This window comes from Streptomyces phaeochromogenes (genome assembly GCF_001418655.1).
GTDB classification, from domain to species: Bacteria; Actinomycetota; Actinomycetes; order Streptomycetales; family Streptomycetaceae; genus Streptomyces; species Streptomyces phaeochromogenes.
On the sequence record NZ_LIQZ01000072.1, the window covers coordinates 1 to 20,031 of the forward strand.

The window sequence follows — 20,031 nt, forward strand, 5'->3', positions numbered from 1 at the left end:
GGGCAGGGCGGTAGGGCACGTGGGTGCGGTGGTGGGTGTCGCCGGGCGTCTGGTTGAAGAGGCTGGTCAGCAGCGTGGTCAGGTGCGCGCGCTGTGCCTGGGTGAGGCGGGTGAGTTGTTCGCTGGTGTTGCTTACGACTTCGACCCGATCGGTAAGCGGGACGTGGGAGAGCAGTGCATACAGCCGGCCGTCGTCGACGGGGTGGTCGTTGTCTGGGCTGGTGGCGGCCAGGAGTTGGCGAAGTTCGCCGGTGACCAGGCGGGTCAGCAGGTATTCGCCGAAGGTGGCGTGCAGGAATTCGTAGGCTTGGCGCTCGTGGCCGGTGACGACTGCCTGGGCTTCGTGGATGAAGAAGAAGCGGCCGAACAGCAGCGGCGTGGCGTCACCAGGAGCGGTGCCGAGCAGGGCGGCCAGGTCGTTTTCGGCGTCGGTGGCGGTGATGCCTTGCCGGTGGCGGTTGAACATGCCGATCGCGATGACGGACAGGCGCTGCAGTTCGTGTGCGACGCGGGCGGTCTCGGTGCCGGCCGGCAGGGCGTTGTGCTTGGTCACCTGGCGGCGGACGAACTCGGTCAGCAGCCGCTCGTACAGGCCCAGGCGTTGGATGTCCTCACCGTGCAGCAGGTGCAGGGCGTTGCCGGAGGCGTCGTAGAGAGCGAGCATGAGCAGCAGCAGCGGCTGGCCGGCGAGTTCTTCGTGACGGCCCACCACGTCCCAGGTGAGGGGCTGCAGGGCGTGGGTGGAGAAGTAGCGGCGGTTGGTGGTGTTCCAGACGTGGAGCCAGCCGCGGATGCGGTCGGCGTCGAAGGGTTCCAGGCGGATGACGGTGCTGGGATGCGGGGTCAGGGCCTGGTCGGCGACCACGGTGCGGCTGGTGACGATCACGATGGTGGGGCGTGCGTGGTCGGCCTCGCGTTGCTGGAACTGCTGCACGCTTTGCAGGTAGGCGAAGTGGTGTGCGGGATCCATGTGATCGGCCGCAGCCTGGAGGAGTTCGTCGAAGCCGTCCAGGAGGACGACTCTGACGACGCCTGTGTCCGGGTCGGTGACGTCGGGCCAGGGCGTGCGGCGGCCGGTGGAGCGCAGCACGGCCTCCTCGAGCTGTTCCTGGACGCCCAGGTCTGCGGACAGGTGGCGCAGTTCGACGCGCTGGCAGAAGAACTCCGCTGCGGGCAGCCGGGCGGCAATCAGCTTGGTCAGCAGCGACTTGCCGGATCCGGGGTGGCCCAGGATCAGCAGCGGCGCGCGGGTGGCGTCCTCGGTGAGCAGATGGGCTGCGAGGAAGTCCTCCAGGTCGTCCCACAGCGGCTGGACTTGCCACCAGTCGTCACGGGCCAGGTCGCGGTCACTTGAGCGGCCGGCCACGCGAAAGGCGGGGTTGATGTAGCCGGTTTCCAGGTCGGGGATGCGCGGGCCCGACTCCTCGACCTGGGCCAGAGGGGCACGGAGTTGCTGCTGGTGTGCCGGAGCAGGGGCGCCGTTGTCCTGGGCGAAGGTCTCCAACAGCCGGGACAACCCGGCAAGGCCCCGGCTGGGCAGGCCCGCCTGCATCGCGGCCGGAGGCGGCTCCAAGGCTTCGGGCGGGTCTTCCGTCTCGGAGGTAAGGCGCAGCTCGGCGCATTCCCACGTCACCTGGGCCAGCAAGGCTTCGTAGCGGCGCCAGGCGCGGTACGCGAGCTTGTCCGGCCGCTGGCCGCCTACGCCGCTTTCGTCGCATACGGTGTCGGCCGCGTAGGCGTAGGCGGCGGTGATTTCCGCGCGCAGGTCGGCGGGATGCCTCACCCGCTGCGATCCCAGGGTGACACGCTCCAGTTCGACCACCACGTCACTCGTGAGATCGGCCTGCTCATGCCCGAGTTCGGTCGTGTAGCGGATGCCGGAGGCGGCCACGGTCTCGCAGAACGCCGTCACCAGGATGACCAGATCGGCCGCGCGCAGCAGGGCGGTTCGGGTGGTGCCGCAACTGGCTCCTACCCGGTCGGCGAATCCTTCCAGCACGGCGTTCAGGTCGGTGACGACGGCACCGACCAGCTTCAGTGGCTCCAGTAGTTCTGCGGCCAGCCGATCGAAGCCCGTCCTTTCTCCGATGAGGACGCCCACGGCGCTGACGAAGTCGTCGGGCACCTCGGCGATGGTCTGGGCGGGCGGCAGAGCAGGCGGTGTGGCGCCGCGCGGCCGCGGTGGCGCCTGGTCGGCGTCGGTTTCCGCCTCGCGGTGGCGGTGGCGCCAGTAGGCCAGGTCGGGGTTGAGCCCGGACGGAGGGGTGGTGGTTGAGCGTTGGTGGCAGTACTCCACGATGCGCGCGACATCGTCCCAGGGAGGCAGGGTGGAGCGATGCCCGTTGAGGAGCATGGAGATGGCGGCGGTGCTGCGGTTCACGGCGCGTGCCAGGTCGCTTTGCTGGATGCCGCACTCGCGCACCAGGCGTCCCAGCAGCTTGCAGAAGACTGCTACCGGTCCCGAGGTCTCCCCCGCGCTCACGCACCCACCCCCGCCGTTCACGCTGATTCAGTGTGATCTCTGGCAGCGTAGGGAGTGACCTGCGCCAACTCCCGTCTGCTTTGGGACTTTTCAGCGAAACCCCGACCCGAGCCTGCCGTCCGCCACGGTCGATGAGACACAACCCCGGCCTTCTTCGAGGAGTGCGCATGTCCTGGCTCACCGACCATGTACCGGCTCTGGTGCTGGCCCTCGTGTTCTTTGTGTTTGCAGGCGTCGTGCTGCCCGCGGTGTGGTCCACACGGCCCGCACGCCGGAAGGCAGCCGCCGCCGTTCTTGCGCAGCTCCTCCAAGCCGGGCGCGATGTCGGCGGCACACGGCTGTCCATGCCGCCGTCCCCGCCTTCTGCCGGGCCTGCCACGGCCGTTCACCGGCAGACGCAGGTCCAGCCACACCACCCGGACAACGACGCGCAGGACGCGGCATCATGAGCCCGCGACATGGGGCCAGCCCGCATCGTCCGCGCTCGGCATGCCGGTGGGATGTGTCTCCTCGGCCTTGCTGTCACCGACCGGCGCGCTCATGTTCGAGGCGGTTCGGAACGCGTCGGCCGGGGCGTTCCGAACCACCGGCGTGTCAGTCCTGGGTGACGGCGAGGGTGCGCTGATCGAGGTCGAGGTGGACGGTGCCGCCGTTGTGATCGCGGAGCTGGCGCCAGGCGGCATAGCCGGTGAGGATGGCGTGTTCCCAGTCCGCTGCGCGGCAGATGCTGACCTCGAGGTGGGCGGTCATGTGACCGATAGTGGCCAGGAGTTCGTGGTCGATGTGCTTGATGTCGGTGAGGTAGCGGTGGCGGGCGGCGTAGGAGAAGACGAGGGCGGAGATGCCTTCCTCGATGGCGATGGCGCGGCCGCCGTCTTCGGCTTCGTCGGCGCGGGGGTCGCTTTTGCGTTTGCGGGCCAGCAGGAAACGGGTGACGGGGGACCAGCCCAGCACGGTGGCGTGGGCGAGGTGGAAGATGTCGTGGAAGCGGTAGTCGTCTTCGACGTGGGAGGCGCTGGTGAGGGGGTCGCCTGCGGGGGTTCCGTCTTCCCGGGTGAGGACGATGACGGTGCGGCCGTCGTCGGTCTTGGTGGGCGTGAAGGTGAGTGTGGTCTGCCGGGGCAGCTGTTCGTGGGCGGGGAAGCCGGCGTCGAAGGGGGCGTGCTCCTCTTGGGGGGTGGGGCGCCAGCGGTCTTTGACCTTCTCCAGGTTGGCGGCGGCGACGTCGTCGAGGTCGAGTCCGAAACGGTGGGTGAGAGCGGCGATGTACCACAGGACGTCGCCGAGTTCTTCGCGTAACTGGTGTTTGCCCTGTTCGAAGGCGGGTCCGTCGCGCAGGAATTTCTTGTAGGCGGTGGTCAGGGATCCGACTTCGCCGGTGAGGCCGAGGAGGGGGACGAGGACGGGGTCGACGCCGTCCGCGGGGGGTTGGAGGGTTTTGATGGCCGCTTGTTGGTAGCGCTTGAAGTCCACATACGCCCCTGTCTGATCTTGGGACAGCCTCGTTGGCTTTCCCGACAACGTGTCGTATGCTACGACAGCGCCGTTGGATATGCAGACGATTGGGGAGAGTTGTCGAACACAGGCACACCGAGCATGGACGACATCACCTCGGTCGTCATCGACTTCCTCGCCGAGTACGAGGGCGTCTCCCCCGACGGGCTCCGCTCCGAACTGGAGCAGGGCGGGCGGGAGTTGCCCGTGGACTCCCTCCTGGTGGTCGAGATCCTCACGCGCATCGAGGAGCGTTACCACGTCGCCATTCCCGCCGACCGGGAAGCGGCCCAGGCGACCGGGTCGGTGCGGGCATTCGCCGCGGCGGTCCTGGACGCGATCGAAGAAAGGCAGCAGTCATGACCCCTCCCCCCTCCGACAGCCGTGACCGCGATCCCGAGCTGGTGCGGCTCGGCGAACGGCTGAAGAAGACCCGCGACTACTTGAACATGTCCCAGCAGTTCGTCTCGGACTCCACCGGCATCCCCCGCTCGGCCATCAGCGACATCGAGCGCGGCGAGCGGCGTGTGGACAGTCTGGAGCTGAAAAAGCTGGCGCGCCTGTACCGGCAGCCGGTCGCCTATTTCCTGGCCGAGGAGAAGGATGCGGACGCCAGCGAGTACTCGCTGGCCGGTCTGCCGCGAGCGCTGGCCCAGCTCACCGACGGGGACGCCAGGACCGTGCTGGAGTTCGCCGAGTACCTCACGCTCCGGCGCGCGGCGGAACGCGAGGATCAGAGCGCCGAGGGCGGGAGTCCGACGGCGTGAACTGGGCCCTGGCACACCGGATCGCGTCGATCGCCGCCGTACAGGCGCACCGTGACCTCGGCATCGACCGCACGCAGTACGTCCACGTGCACCGGGCACTGGGAGCTGCGGAGGTGATCGGGATGGCGCAGCCGATGCCCCGCCTGTTCGGCGTGTACTTCTCCCCCGCCGACAAGGGGCCGGCCGTGCTGCTGAACGCTTCGCTGAACGCGGTCACCCAGCGGCACACCGCCGCGCATGAGCTGGGGCATCACCGGCTGGGCCATCGCACCGCGGCCGATGAGGAGCTCGATCCCGCGCTGCGCTGGGGCAACGGCAGCTGGCCCGAGGAGGAGAAGACGGCGGAGGCGTTCGCGGCGTGGTTCCTGATGCCCCTGCCGGCGGTGCGGGCAGCCCTGGAGCGGATCTGCGGCGGCCGGCCGTCGCGTCCCGAGCATGTCTACCGGGTGGCGCGCGAACTGGGTACGTCGTACGCCGGAACCGTACGCCACTTGGTCAACCTCCGGCTGCTGGACGCCGGCCGGGCCGGCCAGTGGTCCAAGATCCCTCCTGCCGACCTGCGCAGTTCACTGGCGGGTGGGGCCTCGCTACCCGGGCAGGCCCAGGTGCACGTGATCACTGCAGCCTCCGCGGGGCAGACGGTACACGCCGACGCGGGCGATGTGCTGGTGCTGCACCTGGACAACGCGGTCTTCGACGTCCTTCCCAAGGGAGTGGAGCCGTGGACCAGTGACGGCGCGACGCCGCTGGCGAGCGCCGTGGTGACCGACGAACTCCCGCCGGGCGAACAGAACCTGATCGAGGTCGCGGTGCCGACTCACGGCGCCGCGCTGCGGCTGACTGTGGTGCGCGAAGCCCCGCGTGCCGGGGTCGACGAGACCTGGCCCGCCTGAGCCCGGCTCCCCGGACCACACCCGTATGTGTCAGGAGGACTGATGCACACCTTCACCGTGACCGAACGCGACGTCACCCAGGCTTGGGTCGCCGCCTGCAACAAGCTGGACCGCAAGGACAACCCGGACCGGACCGGGCTGCACACGGTGGTGCGCATCGCCGACCCGACGAGCGACGACCCGGTGTTCCGCGCCGAACTTGACCGGCTGCGCACCGCTCGCGGGCTGTGGCCGCTGGAGACCGTGGCCAGCACCCTGTTTCCCGCGGCCCTGGCGGCACGGAGCGCCGACCCGGATGACCTCGCCGACCGCTACCGGCGGATGTATCCAGTGATCAAGCGGTACCCGGGCAACCACCGCGGCACGTACTTCGGCCGCCTGGTGTCCTACCCTGCGGCGTCGAAGACCGGCGTCGATCAGCTCGGCACCGTCATCAGCCGCCTGCGAGCCCAGGCCGCGGGCACCAAGATAGCCGCCGCGTACGAGATCGACATAGCCGCAGCCACGGACCCGGAGGAGGCTGGCGCGGATCTGCTGGTCCACACCGCCGGGAAGGACAACAGCTACATCGGCTTCCCCTGCCTGAGCCATATCTCCCTCCAACTGGACCGCGACCGGCGGGTGCACGCCGCGGTCCTGTATCGCAGCCACTTCATGTTCGAGCGCGCCTACGGCAACTACCTCGGCCTGGGCCGCCTGCTGGCCTACATCGCCCAGCAGGCCGAACTGACCTGCGGGACCCTGACCGTGGTGGCCGGCCACACCCGGCTCGACGGTCCCATCACCCAGCTGCGCCCTCTGCTGACCGGCACCAGCCGCCTCGCGGCATGACGGCCGCCGCAGGACCGGCGGGCGTCGCCCGCGGCAACCTCAAGTCCCGGGCGGGCCGTTGAGCTGCCACTTGGGGGGAAACCAGGCCGGCATCGCCTCGGCCTGCTGGCGGTAGGTCTGCTTGATGCGGCTACGGCCGCTGATCCCGGCGATGTCCGGGTGGGCGACCCTGGCGTACTTGTCGACCTCGCAGAACAGGTTCTGGCAGTCGATCAGCTGCAACGGGCGCCCGCGCAGCCCCGTGAAGGCAAGGCCCAGGCGGGCGAAGTGCTCGTCCTGGGCATCGGCCATGTAGCGGATGACGTCCGCCTCGATGCCGTCGGCCGCCGGCCCGAAGCATTTACGGATCCCGTCGCGCGCGCCGGGCCCGGGGACGACGAAGTCCATCTCCGAAAACGGCATCTCGGCCGCGTAGTTGAGGTCGATCACGAACTGGTAGGCCAGGAACGGCCCGATCGCCGGGAACCCGAGCAGGACCTCGTAGGCGCCCTGCAGCGTCGGCGCGGCCAGCACGCGCCGCGGCGCGTCCGCGGTCATCATCATCTCCAGCAGCCGCAGATGGTTCTGGTGCTTGCGCTGCTGTCCGAGCTGCGGCGGGGGCACGATGTAGGCGGCCGAGTACAACCGCTGCCCCGCAGTGAAGGCCTGCGAGAGCACCCGGTCGAAGGCCCGGTAGTCGTAGGCGTCCCACCGCACCTCTCCCAGCGCGCCGTTCAGCAGCCGCCACGTCGAGGTCTTGTTGAAGATCTTGAACAGCAGGGTCCGGAAGAAGACCTCCTCCCACTCCTGCCCGCCCCGGTAGATCACGCCGCCGATCAGGTCCTGGCTGACCCGGTCGGCGGCCCTGAAGCAGTTGGTGAAGCGGTGTCGCTGCAGGATCGGATCGTCCGTGAACGGCCCCGCTCCCCCGGCCAGTCGCGCCTCGTAGACCTTCTGTCGCGCCGCCGCGAAACGCCAGTAGGTGTCGAACACCGGCGTCACCGTCAGCGTGCGGCCTGCCACACTGATCTTCCTCGCCGGGTCGCCGTCTAAGACCCTCTGCTCTGCACGCTCTTGCAGCACCGTCACCATGGGTTCAATATATATTCAATATAGATTGGTGTCAGCGAGGGGGACGGGTGGAATTGCTGTGGCAGCGTCCACGACGCAAGACGCTGGTCGACTGGCCGGAGGATGTGGACGGAAGACTGGACGTCCTGGTCCGGGCCGCGGCCGCGGCCGGGGAGCAGACATCGCGTTCGCAGGTGCTGGCCGCACTCGTGACGGCGGCCGAGGCCCACCCCTCCGTGATCGCCGAACTCCTCCACTCCTACCGCCAGATGACCGCCGACGCCCTCGAAGCCGACAACAGGCGCGAGGACCTGCCGTCCGTACGCTCTCCCGGACGCACCCGCTCCAGAAGATGACACCGAATCAGTTCCGGCTCCTCACCCGGGTCCCCCCGGTAACCCGGTCAACGCCACCAAACGCCATCCGGTCACGGCTGCGCGCGCCGTCCCTCGACGGGCGGTCGATCGGATGTCCCGCACAACGGGGCCGACTACCCGAATGCACTGACCATCGCCGCCGGGAACAGACCTAGATGGGCCTCCCGGGCGACGAACTCGCCGCCTGGTGTGCTCCGGGCGGCGCGGTGCCGGTACCGGGCGAAACGACATGGTCGTTCCTGCACCGCGTCGCCGTCTGCTACGGCCTTGGAGTGGGTGAGCTGCTGGCGTGGGGATGGTGGCAGTGGGTGAATCCGGTCACCCGGAGCCGCGGCCGTCGTCCGGACGGCGATGTACTCCTGAACGCCACGGCCCAGGCACAGGTCGCCGCGTGGGCCGGGGTCCCGGCAGCGCATCTGGCACGGGCCTTGCCGTCATGGACGGCCGGGCCGGCGTCCTTCGGTGAGCGGGCTCGCACGGACGAGGGATGGGCACGGTGGCGGGTAGGACCTCAGGCATGGGGGCCGGTGTCTTTCGGCTGCCAGATGTGTGTCGCCCGGCGCAGCGGCCGGGTGCATCGGCTATGGCGGTACGGACAACGGTGGAACCGGGTGTGTTCCCGGCACGGACGGTGGCTGCTGGACGTCGGGGACGGCCACGACCTGGAGTATCTGGACGTGGGCGGGTGCCAGGAGCTGGCTGCCGCCCAGGCACGGTGGCCACGGGTGGCCCAGCGAGCAGCGCGCGCAGGCGCGACGCCAGGTGACGTTTTCGCGGTGGCGCGGGCAGTGGTGTGCGGGTGGTGGCAACAAGAAGCGGTCTGGCAACGGGAGCGGATATGGGGGCAGCGCCTTGAGAGAGTCGCTCTCGACACGAGCCGCGCAGCCGAGGCGGCGTCGCAGTGGCCGACGACGTGGTGGCAACTGGTCGCGCGGGACGCGGTCATCTTCCCCGAGGTAGTCGCGGTGGCGGCCGCGTTGGTGGATCCGGCCCTGCAGCTGCTGGCGACGGATGAACGGCCCCTTGTCCGGCGGTCCCGGCACCATGACCGTTTCGTGACCGCGCTCGGAGACCGGCTGGATCGCGACTGGCTGAACGAGGTGGAGCGGCCGGAGAGACCGAGCGCCCTGCAGGCATGGATGAGGGGCCTGGCCCGCGAGCTGCGCTCGCACTCGCTGCCCGGTTCGGCACACAGCGGGATGTGGCGGGTGCAAGAGGCCCAACAGCCTGCCGAAGTGGGAGCGGGACTGCGCCTGTTGGCCATCGCTTCTCCGACTACCTTCCGGCAGCACGCCCGCTCGGCGGGGTGGCGGGCCGAATTGTGGATACCTCGGCGCATGGGACATGGCGCCGGATTGAAGGCCGTATCCCAGGAGCGATTCCGGGAGGGTTTCGATCACGCACGCCTGTATGTGGCCCGGCATGGGCATCTGGCCATCCCCCACGCCGGCACCCCGCAGAACGGGTTCGACCTGGGCCGATGGCTGGCGAACCTGCGCGCCGCCTCTGCCGGCTTGCCACCCGAGTACGTGCGGGCGCTAACGGAGTTGGACGCGTGGTGGAATCCGCCCTGGCCAATCAGCTGGCAGCGAGCCTGGCACCGGGCCCATGCTCACACTCTCGCCCACGGCCCCGTCAGCGGTGGCGACAATCTGGCGGGGCTGCCGCGCTGGCTCGAGCGATGGCTGCGCCGCCAGATCACCGAGTACTCCCAGCTGGCCGCAGAACAACAGCAACTGCTCGCCCAACTCGGCCTCACAGCCGCAGAGATCGACCGCTTCCACGCCTGGCCCGCGCGGCGCCGCAGCGTGATGCACGGCCTGGAGGCTGCTCATGCCTATGCCGCCCGCCACGGCCACCTGGCCGTCTCCCAGCCCACCACCCACAACGGGTTCCCCCTGGGCAAATGGCTCAACCAAGTGCGCCACCGCCAGCGCGCCGCCACCCAGCCCACACGTCTGGGCCGGCGGCTCACTGCCCTGGACGCCTGGTGGAACCCGCCTTGGCCACTGGACTGGCAGCGGTGTTACTGGGCTGCCCGCTTCCATCTGCACGGTCTGCCCGAAGGCGTGGTGTGGTGGCCCGGCAGACCGGACGAGGGCCAGACCCGGCAGTGGCTGCACGAGCAGCATGCCTCATGGCAGCATCTGCACGACAAGCAGAGGGAGTTGATGCGCAGCCTGGCAGCGGCCACATGAGAGACCCCTGCTGATCGCCTTCGTCTTCGGGCCCTCTGTCCGACACTCCGTACGGTCTGTCGTGGGCCGGGGATCTTGAGTGACAGGACGTCACCATGCGCTGGCCGTTCCGGTCTCGGGCCGCCGTCGTGCCTTGAGGGCATCCAGTTGGTCGGGGCGCACGGGAACTGCTGTGATCGCATGAACCGTCCCTACTTCGTGCGTGCCGGTTGGCTGGTGCTGGACAGTGGCGACGCTGTGAGAGAAGGGGCAGAGCATGTCGGGTGGACGGAGAGCCGCGGTGACGGTTGCTGCCGTGTTGGTGATCGTTTCGACCCCGGTTTTCTGGCTGTTCGACGGGCCGGATACGGGGCAGTTGGTGGGGGTCTCGGTGCAGGCCGCCACGGGTGTGGGCGCTTTGGTGTGGGCCTGGATCCAGCCAGCCGTCGAGGCACGGGACAGCGCCGTGCGCACGGGGCGGGCCGAGGCGAGCGGGGGCGGGAGGGCCCATACCGGCATTCGCCGCCGTGGTGCCGGCGGCAGCGGAGCGGCTCGTGTTGAGCAGAGCGGGGATGCGGTCGCCCGCGGGCAGGGAAGCAATGCCGGCACTGGCATCGACTACACCAGCTAAGGCTGCCGTGGCCGCGGGTGGACGGCGGGAGGGCCGATGAAACGGTTTCGGAAGGGGCGTTCGTCGGCTGCTCGGGAGGGCACGAGCGCAGCAGTGCCCTCCGTCAGTGTCAGTGAGAGCGGTGATGCCACTGCCGTGGATGGTGGCGGTGCCCTGAGCGGCTACCGGGGTTCGGGGCGTCAGGCCTCGGCGGGTGGCGGGGCCGTGCGGGTGGAACGGTCGGGTGACGCGGTCGCCTTGGGCGCCCATGCGGTGGCCATCAGCGGCCATGTCAGCCAGGTGCTGCTGGCCGCTCCAGCGCCGAGCAGGCCGTTGGACTGGCCCATCCGGTTGGGTTCGGTGCCGGTGCTGGCGTCCGCGTTCCAGTCGCGGTCTGCCGTGCGGGAGCGGATCGATCGTGCCAGGGACGGCCATGCCACGGTGGTGCTGGCCCAGGTTCTGTCCGGCGGCGGGGGCGTGGGCAAGACCCAACTCGCCGCCGCCTACACCCATCAGGCATTGGTGGACGGCGTCGACCTGGTGGTGTGGGTCGACGCCAGTGACATCGAGCAGGTCATCGCCCGCTATGCGCACGCCGCGCACGCTGTGGAGGCGGCTTCCGATCGTCTCCTCGGCAAGAGTGCCGAGTCCGACGCCGGGCTGTTCCTTCAGTGGCTGGCGACCACCCGGCGCTCGTGGCTGATCGTTCTCGATGACCTCACCGACCCGGAGGCGATGCAGGCGTGGTGGCCGCCGTCCTCCGTGTTCGGGTCCGGCCGCGTCGTGGCAACGACCCGCCGCCATGACGCGGTGCTGTCCGGCGGCGGCCGGGCCGTGGTGGACATCGACACCTACAGCGCCGAGGAAGCCGAGGCCTATCTGCAAGAGCGGCTCAGCTCGGCACATGCGGATCATCTCCTGGACGGACAGGCCGCCGTGCTGGCCGAGGCGTTGGGTTTCCTGCCGCTGGCGCTGTCGCACGCTGCCGCCTTCATGGTCAACGAGGACGTTGCGTGCGCGGAGTATCTGCGCCGCTTCACCGACAGTGCCGCGCGCCTGGACGATCTGTTGCCGCGCGCGGCGGACACCGAGGGGTACGGGCGGCAGGTGGCTGCGGCTCTCGTACTCTCGTTGAATGTCGTGCAGGCAAGCGAGCCCGTCGGCCTGGCCGTTCCGGTCATGCGTCTGGCCGCGGTCCTGGACCCGGCGGGCCATCCCCGTTCCCTGTGGGCCAGCGACGCGGCCATCCGCTACCTCAGCGCCCAGTGCACCACGCCCCCGGACGGTGCTCCCACGGCAATCGGTCCCGCCCAGGCCCGGGCAGCACTGCGACTACTGCACCGCTATAGCCTGCTCACCGATCACGCGCAGGCCGGCTCCCGGGCCGTGCGGCTGCATGCCCTGACGGCACGCGCCGTGCGCGAGTGCACCCCTGATGCCGCAGTACCAGAGGTGGTGAAGACCGCTGCTGACGCGTTGACGGAACTGTGCGACGAGGTCCCTCGGGGCGATCATGAGATGAGAGCCACGCTGCTGACCAATATCGACAGCCTCGACGGATGCTCAGGGGATCTGCTGTGGCAGGTCGACGGCCACTACGTCCTGCGCTGGGCCGGGCGCAACATGGCACAAGGTGCGGCGGTCCCCTACTGGCGGGGGCTGGCTGGCATCAGCGAACGGAAGTTGGGCCGGGCTCATCCCTCGACGCTCATTGCCCGGCGTGAGCTCGCTCTGGTCTGCATCTACGGTCCTCTTCGCAAGGAGGCTTTCGCCGTGCTGCAAGAGGACTTCCCCCACCAGGACAACCGGCTGGTTCTTGAAGGGTCACGGCCCGCTGCGGGTAGCCCGGAGGCCGTGAGTGCCGTTGGGTTGCTGAAGGACACCGTCAGCGTTCGTCAACGGCTGTTGGGCTGGGCACACCCGGCGACCCTCACGGGCCAGGCCAACCTCGCCCTCCTGCACTGGTCCCAAGGCGACAGGTCGGCCGCCATCGGTGTGCTGGAGCATTCCCTCGCTGGCTACCGGGCGACCTTCGGCCCCCACCATCCGTACACAATCTCGGTGGACAACCGGCTGCGCAGCTGGCGAGAGCAGCACAAGTGGCGCTGGTGGAGGCGCACACGCGGCCCGTCCGCACCGGCCGGGCCAGCGGGACGGGCGGCGATGTGACGCGGCATGACCGGCATCGCGGTGAGCCGGCGTGAGGCGCAAGCCGAAATCACGGCCGAGTGCGGCTTTTGCGCGGTGGGTGACAGACCGGGCAGCGTTTGCCGGTGCCGCGGCGGGAGCGCTGATCGGGCGTGGCTTCCCAGCGTCCCGGACAGCCGGATTCGAACCGCAGCCACCTCGTTAGCACCTCGTCGTTTACCCATGACGGCAGATCCTGACAGCTGCCACGGACAACAGCCGTCCACGGGTTCATGCTCGTGCTGCCGGGTACCCCGCAGCGCCCCGGGAGAGCCAAGTCCCGTGCGCGGGAAGCGCGCTCGTGTCCAGGTGATTCCACGCAAGTGGCAGACTGCCGGTAGATGCCGTGTTAAAGATGTCTGTGTGCGTGTAACACGGGTGCTGATTGAAGGTTTCAGAGGTTGGGGACATCTTGATGTGCGTCCCGGCCGTCATGTGTTGGTGGCGGGGGTCCCCCGCGCGGGACGCACCGACCTGATCACCGCCCTTGCCCGTGTTCTGGATCCGGATGCCACGCGTAGCGCCGCACTGTCCGACCTGCACCAACGGCCGGTCCTCCTCGACGACATTGACTCTGCGCCGGCCGAAACAGGCGATGGCGTGGCCGAAGTACAGACGGAAGCAGCCACCGAGGAACCAGCTACCGACACCGTCGGCACGGATGATGCCGCGGCAGAAGACGCGTCCGGCGACAACGACACCACGCAAAACCCTCCACCAGCGGTGCTTCAGCAAGTGGAGGCCGCCCACGTCGAGGTGACGCTGACCGATCTCGATCCCGATGTGCAGCAGTTGCTCGATGGGGTCCTGGAGCCGCTGGAGGACTCCGGATGCGCGAGTGAGGCCCCTGATGCGTCTGCGGATGCTCCGCTGTGCGCGCGGCTGGCCTATCGCCTGAGCTATGACGAGGAAGCCGAGACGCTGGAGTCGGTGGTGTACTTCCCGGCGCGCAGCAATCCGGCGCTCGGCCAGTACTCCCGGGTTCCTGCCGCCACCCGGCGGATGCTGCCGGTGGTCACCCTCGATGCTGGCCAGCCCCTGCAGTTGCGCGCTGGCGCCGGGTTGCGGCGCATCCTCGACGAGCGGGACGCCAAGGCCGGTGCTGCGGCGTTCGAGGCGCTGGCCCAAGCCGTCACGGAGGCCGTGTCAGCACTGTCGGCCAGTCCAGCCGTGGCCGAGGCCGTCAACGCGGTACTCGCCGTCGGTGGGACGGGGGAACGGATCGGCGACACCCCGCTCACCGCCGAGCAGGTCGGTTTCCGGGCCGAGGACGGATCGGTGGCCGCGCTGCTGCGGACCCTGCGCGCGGCTCTGCACCTGGACGCAGGCGGCATGCTCGGGCTGGCCCAGCACGGCAGCACGGTCAGCGCGGTGTTGTCGATGGCCGAGGCGATGCTGCTGGCCACCGTGCCCGGAGCCGTGGTGCTCGCTGACGACTTCGGCGACCAACTGGACGCTCCGGCCACCGAACACCTGGCGGCCCTGCTGCGCGCCCGCTCCGGGCAGGTGTGGCTGTCCACCCGGCGACCGGAGGCCGCTCGGGCCTTCGAGCCCACCGAGGTCATCCGGCTGGTGCGGCACGGTGGCGTCCGCTCCCACCACCAGCTGACCAGGATCATGGACCGCAAAGCACTGGTGGCCATGCGGCAGTGGCACACCCAGCTGCTGGCCGCGCTGACCGCCCCCACGGTCGCTATCACCGAGGGCCCGCACGACGTGGCCGTGCTGAGCATGGTCGACCGCCGCAGACCCCCCTCCGCCCTCCCCCTGTCCGCCCACGGGGTGCGCTTGGTCGCTTCCGGCACCGGAGGCGAGGGGGGCATCAGCCAGATCCCCCGCATCGCCAACCTGGCACGCCAGCTGGGCTTCCGTGTCCTGGCTGTGATCGACCGCGACAAGGACAGCGCCCAGACCACCGACGAGCTCACCAAGATTCTGGCCGCCTGCGACGCGGTGGTACGGCTGCCTCCCGGCGCCATCGAGCAAGCTGTGGCCACAGGCCTCCCGCTCCAGGCGCTCGCCGACGCCAGCGCCACGCTCACCGAGTACGGCATCCCCGACCCCATGGCCGGCCAGCTCACCGAAGCCGCGGTGACCAACCTGTGCAAGGTGATCCACAAACAAGGCCTGCACGAACAGTTCCTGGAAGCCCTCTACGCCGAGCCCAACGCCCCCCACCCCCCGGTGGTCTCCATGACACTGGCCCTCCTGGAACTGGCCGCCGATTCCTCCTACAGCGGGCAGCAACTGATCGACGTGCCCACCGTGTCCCGGCCGGCAGGCACCTGATGGCCTACGAGGCGCGCGAGGACCAGCGCGCGGTGATCGAGAGCGCTGCGCCGGTCCTGGTGGTCAGCGGTGGCGCCGGCACGGGAAAGACCACTACCGCGGTCGCCGCCGCCCGCGCCCATCTGGAAGCAGCGGACGAGACCCTGCTGCGGCTGCGGCAGGAAGCGGCACGGCGCGGACAGCGCACTCAACTGCCCGCTACCACACGGGTGTTGTTCCTCTCCTTCTCGCGTACCGCCGTCGCCCAGATCATCGACCGGGCCGCGAACGTCATCGGAGAACTGCGGCCTCGGCTGGAAGTGTCGACCTTCCACGGCTTCGCCTGGAGAGTCATCACAGGCTTCGGCGCGCACCACGGCTTTCCTCCCCCGCAGAGCGTGCTCAGCAAGGCCAACCAGACCGTGCCCGGCGCCCCTCCCGGGCTGACGTACGACCAGCTGATGCCCGCCGCCCGCCGACTGCTGGCCCTGGACAAGGTCCGTGACCACTACGCCGGGCGCTACACCCTCGTCATCTGCGACGAGTTCCAAGACACCGACGCCACCGAATGGGCCTTTCAGCAGCAGATCGCGCCCGCAGCACGTCGCATCCTGCTGGGCGACGTCAACCAGAGCATCTACGAGGGCTCGTTCAAACCCGGAGTGAATCCCGCCGCCCGGATCGCCGACGCCATGGCCTTGCCCGGTGCCCGCCGCATCGACCTCCAGGCCGCCAGCTACCGCGACCCCTCCGGCGTGCTGCCCGCCGCCGCGGAAGCCGCCCGCCAACGCCGTTTCACCGACCCCGCCCTCCGCACGGCCGCGCAACAGGGCCGCCTCGCCGTCACCCGGATCACGGACGACACCGGCTACGCGCAGGTCACCGAACTCGCCCGCGCCGCCCGCCAGAAGAAGCACACCGTCAGCATCTTCACCCACACCAACATCGCCACCACCTCCCTGTCCGACGCCCTTACCGCAGCGGGCGTGATCCACGAGCAGGTCGGCTTCCCCGAGGCCCACGCGGAAGCACTCTCCGCTCAACTCGCCCTCGTCCAGTTCGCGCTCGGGCAAAAGGGCGTCCAAGTCCGGCGGGCGCTGGCCGTGTTCGTCACCGCATGCCTGCGCAGCCGCGGGCTTCCCCCTCTCGCACAGCAGATGCTGGACCAGTCCAACCCCGCGTTGCAGCGCGCCTTGCGGGCCCTTGCGCAGGATCTACGCTCGGCGGGGAGCGGCCCAAACGCCGACACCGACCGCCTCGCCGACCTCGTCACCGGCGCCTACGCACGCATCGGCACCTTCCGCGGCCAGGAGTCCTGGATCCAGGCCGCCCCCACCACCCGCCGCGCACTGCGCCTGCTCAAACAGGACCAGAGCATCACGGCGGTGGCCGAGGAACTCCACCGCGCCCGTGACGAGACCCTGGTGGGCGACACACGGCCACGCCCGCGGCCGGTCCAGGTGATGAACCTCCACCAGACCAAGGGCCGCGAAGCCGACACCACGATCCTGCTGCTGGCCGACGACGAGTATTACGGCAACGAAAGCGAGCCCTTCCCCACCAACTCACGACTGCTCTACGTCGTCATGACCCGCGCCCGCCACACCGCGCACCTCGTCGTCCCGGCCAACTCCCACCCTCTGTGGGCACCCCTCATCGCCGCACTGGAATAGCCCTCCCCCGCCCACGGACCCCGCCCGCAGCCACGTGACCAGCGCGCCGGCTCACACAGCCCCAGAGCCAGTGCGCAGGAAGGGGCCAGCGTGCACAACGAGTCCGGTGCGAAGCGCTCTACGTGACGTTGAGGACCGACGGCCGCGCGGTCCGTCGGGCTGCCTGGCGGACTTGGCGGTTGACGTCCTGTCGCATCCGGGCGAGCAGGCTGTGTCCATCGGGCAGATTTCGGGCGAGATTGACACGCACGCGCCAGTCAGGGTCATCGGCGAGGAGGTTCCTGCACAGACTGAGGCCAGCGCCGTCGACGTTGCTGAGGGACGTCGCAAAGCAGCGGATCCACGGCTGGTGGTGGACGGCCAGAGTGGTCAGCGGGGGCAGAAGGTGCGGTGCGAGGCGGTTGAGGGCCCGGGCGATCAGCCGCGCTTCCGCGTCGGCGGCATGCCGGAGCTGCATCAGGGCCAGAGTGACGATACTTTCCGCCGTGCCCGGGTCGGTACCTGCCAGCCGTGCGGCACTCACCAAACCCTGCTGAGGCAGCAGAGACGGGCCTGTCCGGAAGCCGAAGCGGTCCAAAGGGTGCTCCTCCCCCTGGTCGGCCGTAAGTTCGCCGCGGGCAACCCGCAACGCAATGTCGACGTACGGTTGTTGCTCGTCACGGGGCAGGGCCAAGGCGGCCACGGTCATTGCGTCGAGAACCCAGCGCTGTTCACCCCGTCCCGTGGGCTCTTGGACCTGTGCGGCGAGCCGCGGCGCCCAGGGCGTGAGCACGGTGGGCGGCAGTACCTGTTCGCCCAGCAGGACCAGTTCTGCGGGGCCGACCTGCGGGCGGTCGCCAGGCTCGGCCCCGGGGTCCCGGCCGAGCCGGCCGGAGATGATCTCTCGGCAAGCGACCGGTTCGGCACCCGCCAGCAGGAGCAAGCGCAGTGCGTCGAGGCTCCCTTGGCGTGCCGGCGCCGTGCAGGCCTTGGCGACGATCTGCGGGTGACGGCTGAACAGTTTCTCGCCATGGGTGACGACGGTGCTGATGAGGTCGCTGTTGCTCAGCGCGGCTCGGGTCAGCCGTTTTACGGCTGCGGCGGCCAGCGTGTCGTGTGCCTCGGATGCCGCGGCCAGGCCCACGCCTGTGCCCGCATCGTGGTGAAGCGGGCTGGCGCTGCGGCCGGGTCGGCCAAGGAAGCTGTGCGCCGTGCCTGGGAGGGTGTGGCCGCAGGGCGAGTTTGGCAAGGGCGCCCCAGACGGCGTCGGGGAGGGCGATCAGGCTGGTCTCACGGGCGGCTTCCGTGGCCACCTCTTGCAGGGCGGCGTCGATCCATGTCCTGGCCGAGCTGTCGGTGAGCGCGTCGGCCATGCGTTCGGTGATGGCGAAGGCGCAGGTGCGTTCCCACGTCGGCCGGCTGGCTAGGTCCTCGGGCGCGGGCCAGTCCAGCGCCTGGGCAGGCAGGTCCGGGATGAAGGTGCGCACGGCCTTGGCGCTTTCGGCTACACCGGAGTTCATAAGGTGGGTCATCGCCGTGGCGGTGTTTCCGACTTTCATGTGCAGCCGGGCCAGGAGCTGTTCGGCCTCGCACTGGTGTCCCCAACTGCCCATGGCGACGGCACGTCGGCGGTACTGCAGCAAGTGTTGGCGGGCGTCGTGGAACTTCTCTCGTACCAGGTCGAACATGGCCGATGCCCGGGTGTCCTGGAGGGCGGGCAGAACGCTGTCACGGCTGGCCTGGCGCAGGACCTGCTCGAAGCCGTGGGCGCTGAAGATCTTCTCGGGGTCCTCCAGGGCCTGCGGAGTGCGGCTAAGGACCAGGCGCTGGGCAGCAAGCCACTCCCCTGCGTCCTGGTGGGTGCGGGCCGCCAGTGCGAGCTCGACCGCGTCGTAGTAGCCGTCGACGGCGCCGTGCATGTCCCCGGTGGTGGCCAGGAAGCGGGCGCGGCGGGCAGCGAGCAGACCACGGACGGGAATCGGGTAGGTGTGGCGGGCGGTGCGGTGCAACTCGCGCCAGGCGTCGCCGCTGGGGTCGGCGTCGGCCAGGCAGGCTCGCAGGCGGGCGGTGTCCAGGTCGCTGGCGGTCTCGGCAATCGCGGCGAAACGTTGAGCGCGCTGGGTCACCAGCTCAGTCCGGTGCTGTGCCAGGGCGTGCTCGGCGAACAGTGTTGCTGCCTGGAGCACGCTGGGATCGTCTTCCTGTTGGGCATCAAGGTGTTCGGCGATGTCGTCGAGGGTGACGTGGTGCTCGAATTCGAACTCGGCCAGACTTCCCAGGGTGTTCACTGTGCGGATCAGCGCATCGTCCGCCTCCACGTGCTCGTCCGCCAAGCGGAGCAGGATGGCGCGGGCCTCAAAGGCACGGTCCTCAACCAGATCGCGGGCCATCCGAGCCACGTCCACACGCACGGCCGCGTCGGTGTCGTCGGCTGCATGCAGGGCCGCGGCCCTGCCGGGCGCGCAGCGCCCGGGCATAGGGACGGTACAGGGTCTGTTCGAGCTGTTCGGCAATCCGGCCGTAAGCGGCGGCGGCCGTCGCGGGATTCTCCGGCCGGGCCTGGTCCGCGGCGGCGAGGTCCCCGTCCAGCCCGAGATGGGCTACCGGCCCGCGCAACAGGGCCTGCGCGTCGGGCCCCTCGTTCGCCTCGGCGGGCGAGAGGATGGGCGCCGGGGGTGCCGGGCAGAACAGCTGGGTGGTAGCCACCCCGAAGAACGCGGTCACGATGTCAGGGTGCGGGCGCAGCAGGTCCGACAGGTGCTTGCGGTTCCACAGCTCGATCTGCAGGTCCGGGTAAGTGCCGCGCAGCTCGAACAGCTTCTCGCCGATCTCCGTGCGGATTGCGTCATGGGTGGTGACCACGACCAGCCGGCGTGCCCCGAAGGGCCGCTTGCCCTGCGCGTAGCGGCCCACCGCGTGTTCGAGGTCGTACGGGGTGAACTCCTTCAGACGTTTGGCCTGGAAGACCGCTGCGTTCCTCCCCGTCACACCGACGACGTCGATGCCATGCTGGTTTTGCCCCCGCTCCCCGTAGAGCCAGGTCTCCTCCCAGCCCTCCACCCGCCGTACCAGCCACGCCACCAAGTGCTCGACGCTCTCCCACTGAAGGTCTCCGGTGTTGAGCAGGTGCGGCGCCGACACCGTCAGCGGCCGCGCCGTCGCCGACGGGGCCGCCAGCAGGCGGTGGTCCCCCTCCACCCTGCGGACCAGCTCGTCGCGCGCCGCTTCCTCGTCAGCCATGGC

Annotated in this window: 17 protein-coding genes; 11 read left to right on the forward strand and 6 right to left on the reverse strand. The window is 69.6% G+C overall.

From position 1 onward, the window contains the following. Window positions 1-2,482: NACHT domain-containing protein (locus AOK17_RS10855; RefSeq protein ID WP_055612181.1), on the reverse strand; the 2,482-nt coding region annotated here is incomplete at its 3' end. A 167-nt stretch (window positions 2,483-2,649) separates the two neighbouring features. Between AOK17_RS10855 and AOK17_RS10860 the strand changes: the two genes are divergently transcribed. Beyond that, entirely contained in the window at window positions 2,650-2,931 is a 282-nt protein-coding gene (locus tag AOK17_RS10860) for a hypothetical protein (RefSeq protein ID WP_055612182.1), read from the forward strand. Between the two features lie 145 nt (window positions 2,932-3,076). Here AOK17_RS10860 and AOK17_RS10865 read toward each other — a convergent pair whose 3' ends face one another. Next, window positions 3,077-3,955 (reverse strand): nucleoside triphosphate pyrophosphohydrolase family protein, encoded by an 879-nt coding sequence (locus tag AOK17_RS10865; RefSeq protein ID WP_055612183.1) that lies wholly within the window; start codon window positions 3,953-3,955, stop codon window positions 3,077-3,079. A gap of 123 nt (window positions 3,956-4,078) precedes the next feature. Between AOK17_RS10865 and AOK17_RS10870 the strand changes: the two genes are divergently transcribed. From AOK17_RS10870 to AOK17_RS10885, 4 genes are read left to right on the forward strand one after another with little or no spacing between them, the layout of a single operon-like run. Beyond that, window positions 4,079-4,339: a phosphopantetheine-binding protein gene (locus tag AOK17_RS10870; protein WP_055612184.1), complete on the forward strand. Its 261-nt coding sequence runs from the start codon at window positions 4,079-4,081 to the stop codon at window positions 4,337-4,339. Next, entirely contained in the window at window positions 4,336-4,743 is a 408-nt protein-coding gene (locus AOK17_RS10875) for a helix-turn-helix domain-containing protein (protein ID WP_055612185.1), read from the forward strand. Before AOK17_RS10870 ends, AOK17_RS10875 begins: the two co-directional genes overlap by 4 nt. Next, entirely contained in the window at window positions 4,740-5,636 is an 897-nt protein-coding gene (locus tag AOK17_RS10880) for an ImmA/IrrE family metallo-endopeptidase (protein ID WP_055612186.1), read from the forward strand. Before AOK17_RS10875 ends, AOK17_RS10880 begins: the two co-directional genes overlap by 4 nt. A 42-nt stretch (window positions 5,637-5,678) precedes the next feature. Next, a complete protein-coding gene (locus tag AOK17_RS10885) occupies window positions 5,679-6,467 on the forward strand; it encodes a thymidylate synthase family protein (protein ID WP_055612187.1) in 789 nt (262 codons plus the stop codon). 39 nt (window positions 6,468-6,506) lie between these two features. Here AOK17_RS10885 and AOK17_RS10890 read toward each other — a convergent pair whose 3' ends face one another. After that, on the reverse strand, window positions 6,507-7,469 hold the full coding sequence (locus AOK17_RS10890) for a nucleotide kinase domain-containing protein (RefSeq protein ID WP_055612188.1): 963 nt from the start codon (window positions 7,467-7,469) through the stop codon (window positions 6,507-6,509). 116 nt (window positions 7,470-7,585) lie between these two features. Between AOK17_RS10890 and AOK17_RS10895 the strand changes: the two genes are divergently transcribed. From AOK17_RS10895 to AOK17_RS10925, 6 genes are all read left to right on the forward strand, one after another. Next, complete coding sequence (locus AOK17_RS10895; RefSeq protein WP_055612189.1) at window positions 7,586-7,873, forward strand: hypothetical protein; 288 nt, start codon at window positions 7,586-7,588, stop codon at window positions 7,871-7,873. A 632-nt stretch (window positions 7,874-8,505) separates the two neighbouring features. Then, window positions 8,506-10,092 (forward strand): helicase associated domain-containing protein, encoded by a 1,587-nt coding sequence (locus AOK17_RS49905; RefSeq protein WP_055612190.1) that lies wholly within the window; start codon window positions 8,506-8,508, stop codon window positions 10,090-10,092. Window positions 10,093-10,372: 280 nt separating this feature from the next. Further along, complete coding sequence (locus AOK17_RS10905) at window positions 10,373-10,702, forward strand: hypothetical protein (protein ID WP_342671498.1); 330 nt, start codon at window positions 10,373-10,375, stop codon at window positions 10,700-10,702. A 204-nt stretch (window positions 10,703-10,906) separates the two neighbouring features. Next, complete coding sequence (locus AOK17_RS10915) at window positions 10,907-12,850, forward strand: tetratricopeptide repeat protein (RefSeq protein ID WP_245697084.1); 1,944 nt, start codon at window positions 10,907-10,909, stop codon at window positions 12,848-12,850. A 741-nt stretch (window positions 12,851-13,591) separates the two neighbouring features. Beyond that, window positions 13,592-15,157 carry a hypothetical protein gene (locus AOK17_RS10920; RefSeq protein WP_055612222.1) on the forward strand — a complete coding sequence of 522 codons (1,566 nt, stop codon included), beginning with the start codon at window positions 13,592-13,594 and terminating at the stop codon, window positions 15,155-15,157. Then, entirely contained in the window at window positions 15,157-16,809 is a 1,653-nt protein-coding gene (locus AOK17_RS10925; protein WP_055612194.1) for a UvrD-helicase domain-containing protein, read from the forward strand. The genes AOK17_RS10920 and AOK17_RS10925 overlap by 1 nt, the downstream gene beginning before the upstream one ends. Before the next feature lie 118 nt (window positions 16,810-16,927). Here the strand turns inward: AOK17_RS10925 and AOK17_RS10930 are convergent, their stop codons facing one another. From AOK17_RS10930 to AOK17_RS10940, 3 genes are read right to left on the reverse strand one after another with little or no spacing between them, the layout of a single operon-like run. Continuing rightward, entirely contained in the window at window positions 16,928-17,497 is a 570-nt protein-coding gene (locus tag AOK17_RS10930) for a hypothetical protein (protein ID WP_157881299.1), read from the reverse strand. Between the two features lie 22 nt (window positions 17,498-17,519). Beyond that, window positions 17,520-19,178: a hypothetical protein gene (locus AOK17_RS10935; protein WP_157881300.1), complete on the reverse strand. Its 1,659-nt coding sequence runs from the start codon at window positions 19,176-19,178 to the stop codon at window positions 17,520-17,522. Then, window positions 19,159-20,028: a restriction endonuclease gene (locus tag AOK17_RS10940; RefSeq protein ID WP_055612197.1), complete on the reverse strand. Its 870-nt coding sequence runs from the start codon at window positions 20,026-20,028 to the stop codon at window positions 19,159-19,161. The genes AOK17_RS10935 and AOK17_RS10940 overlap by 20 nt, the downstream gene beginning before the upstream one ends. Window positions 20,029-20,031 lie beyond the last annotated feature (3 nt).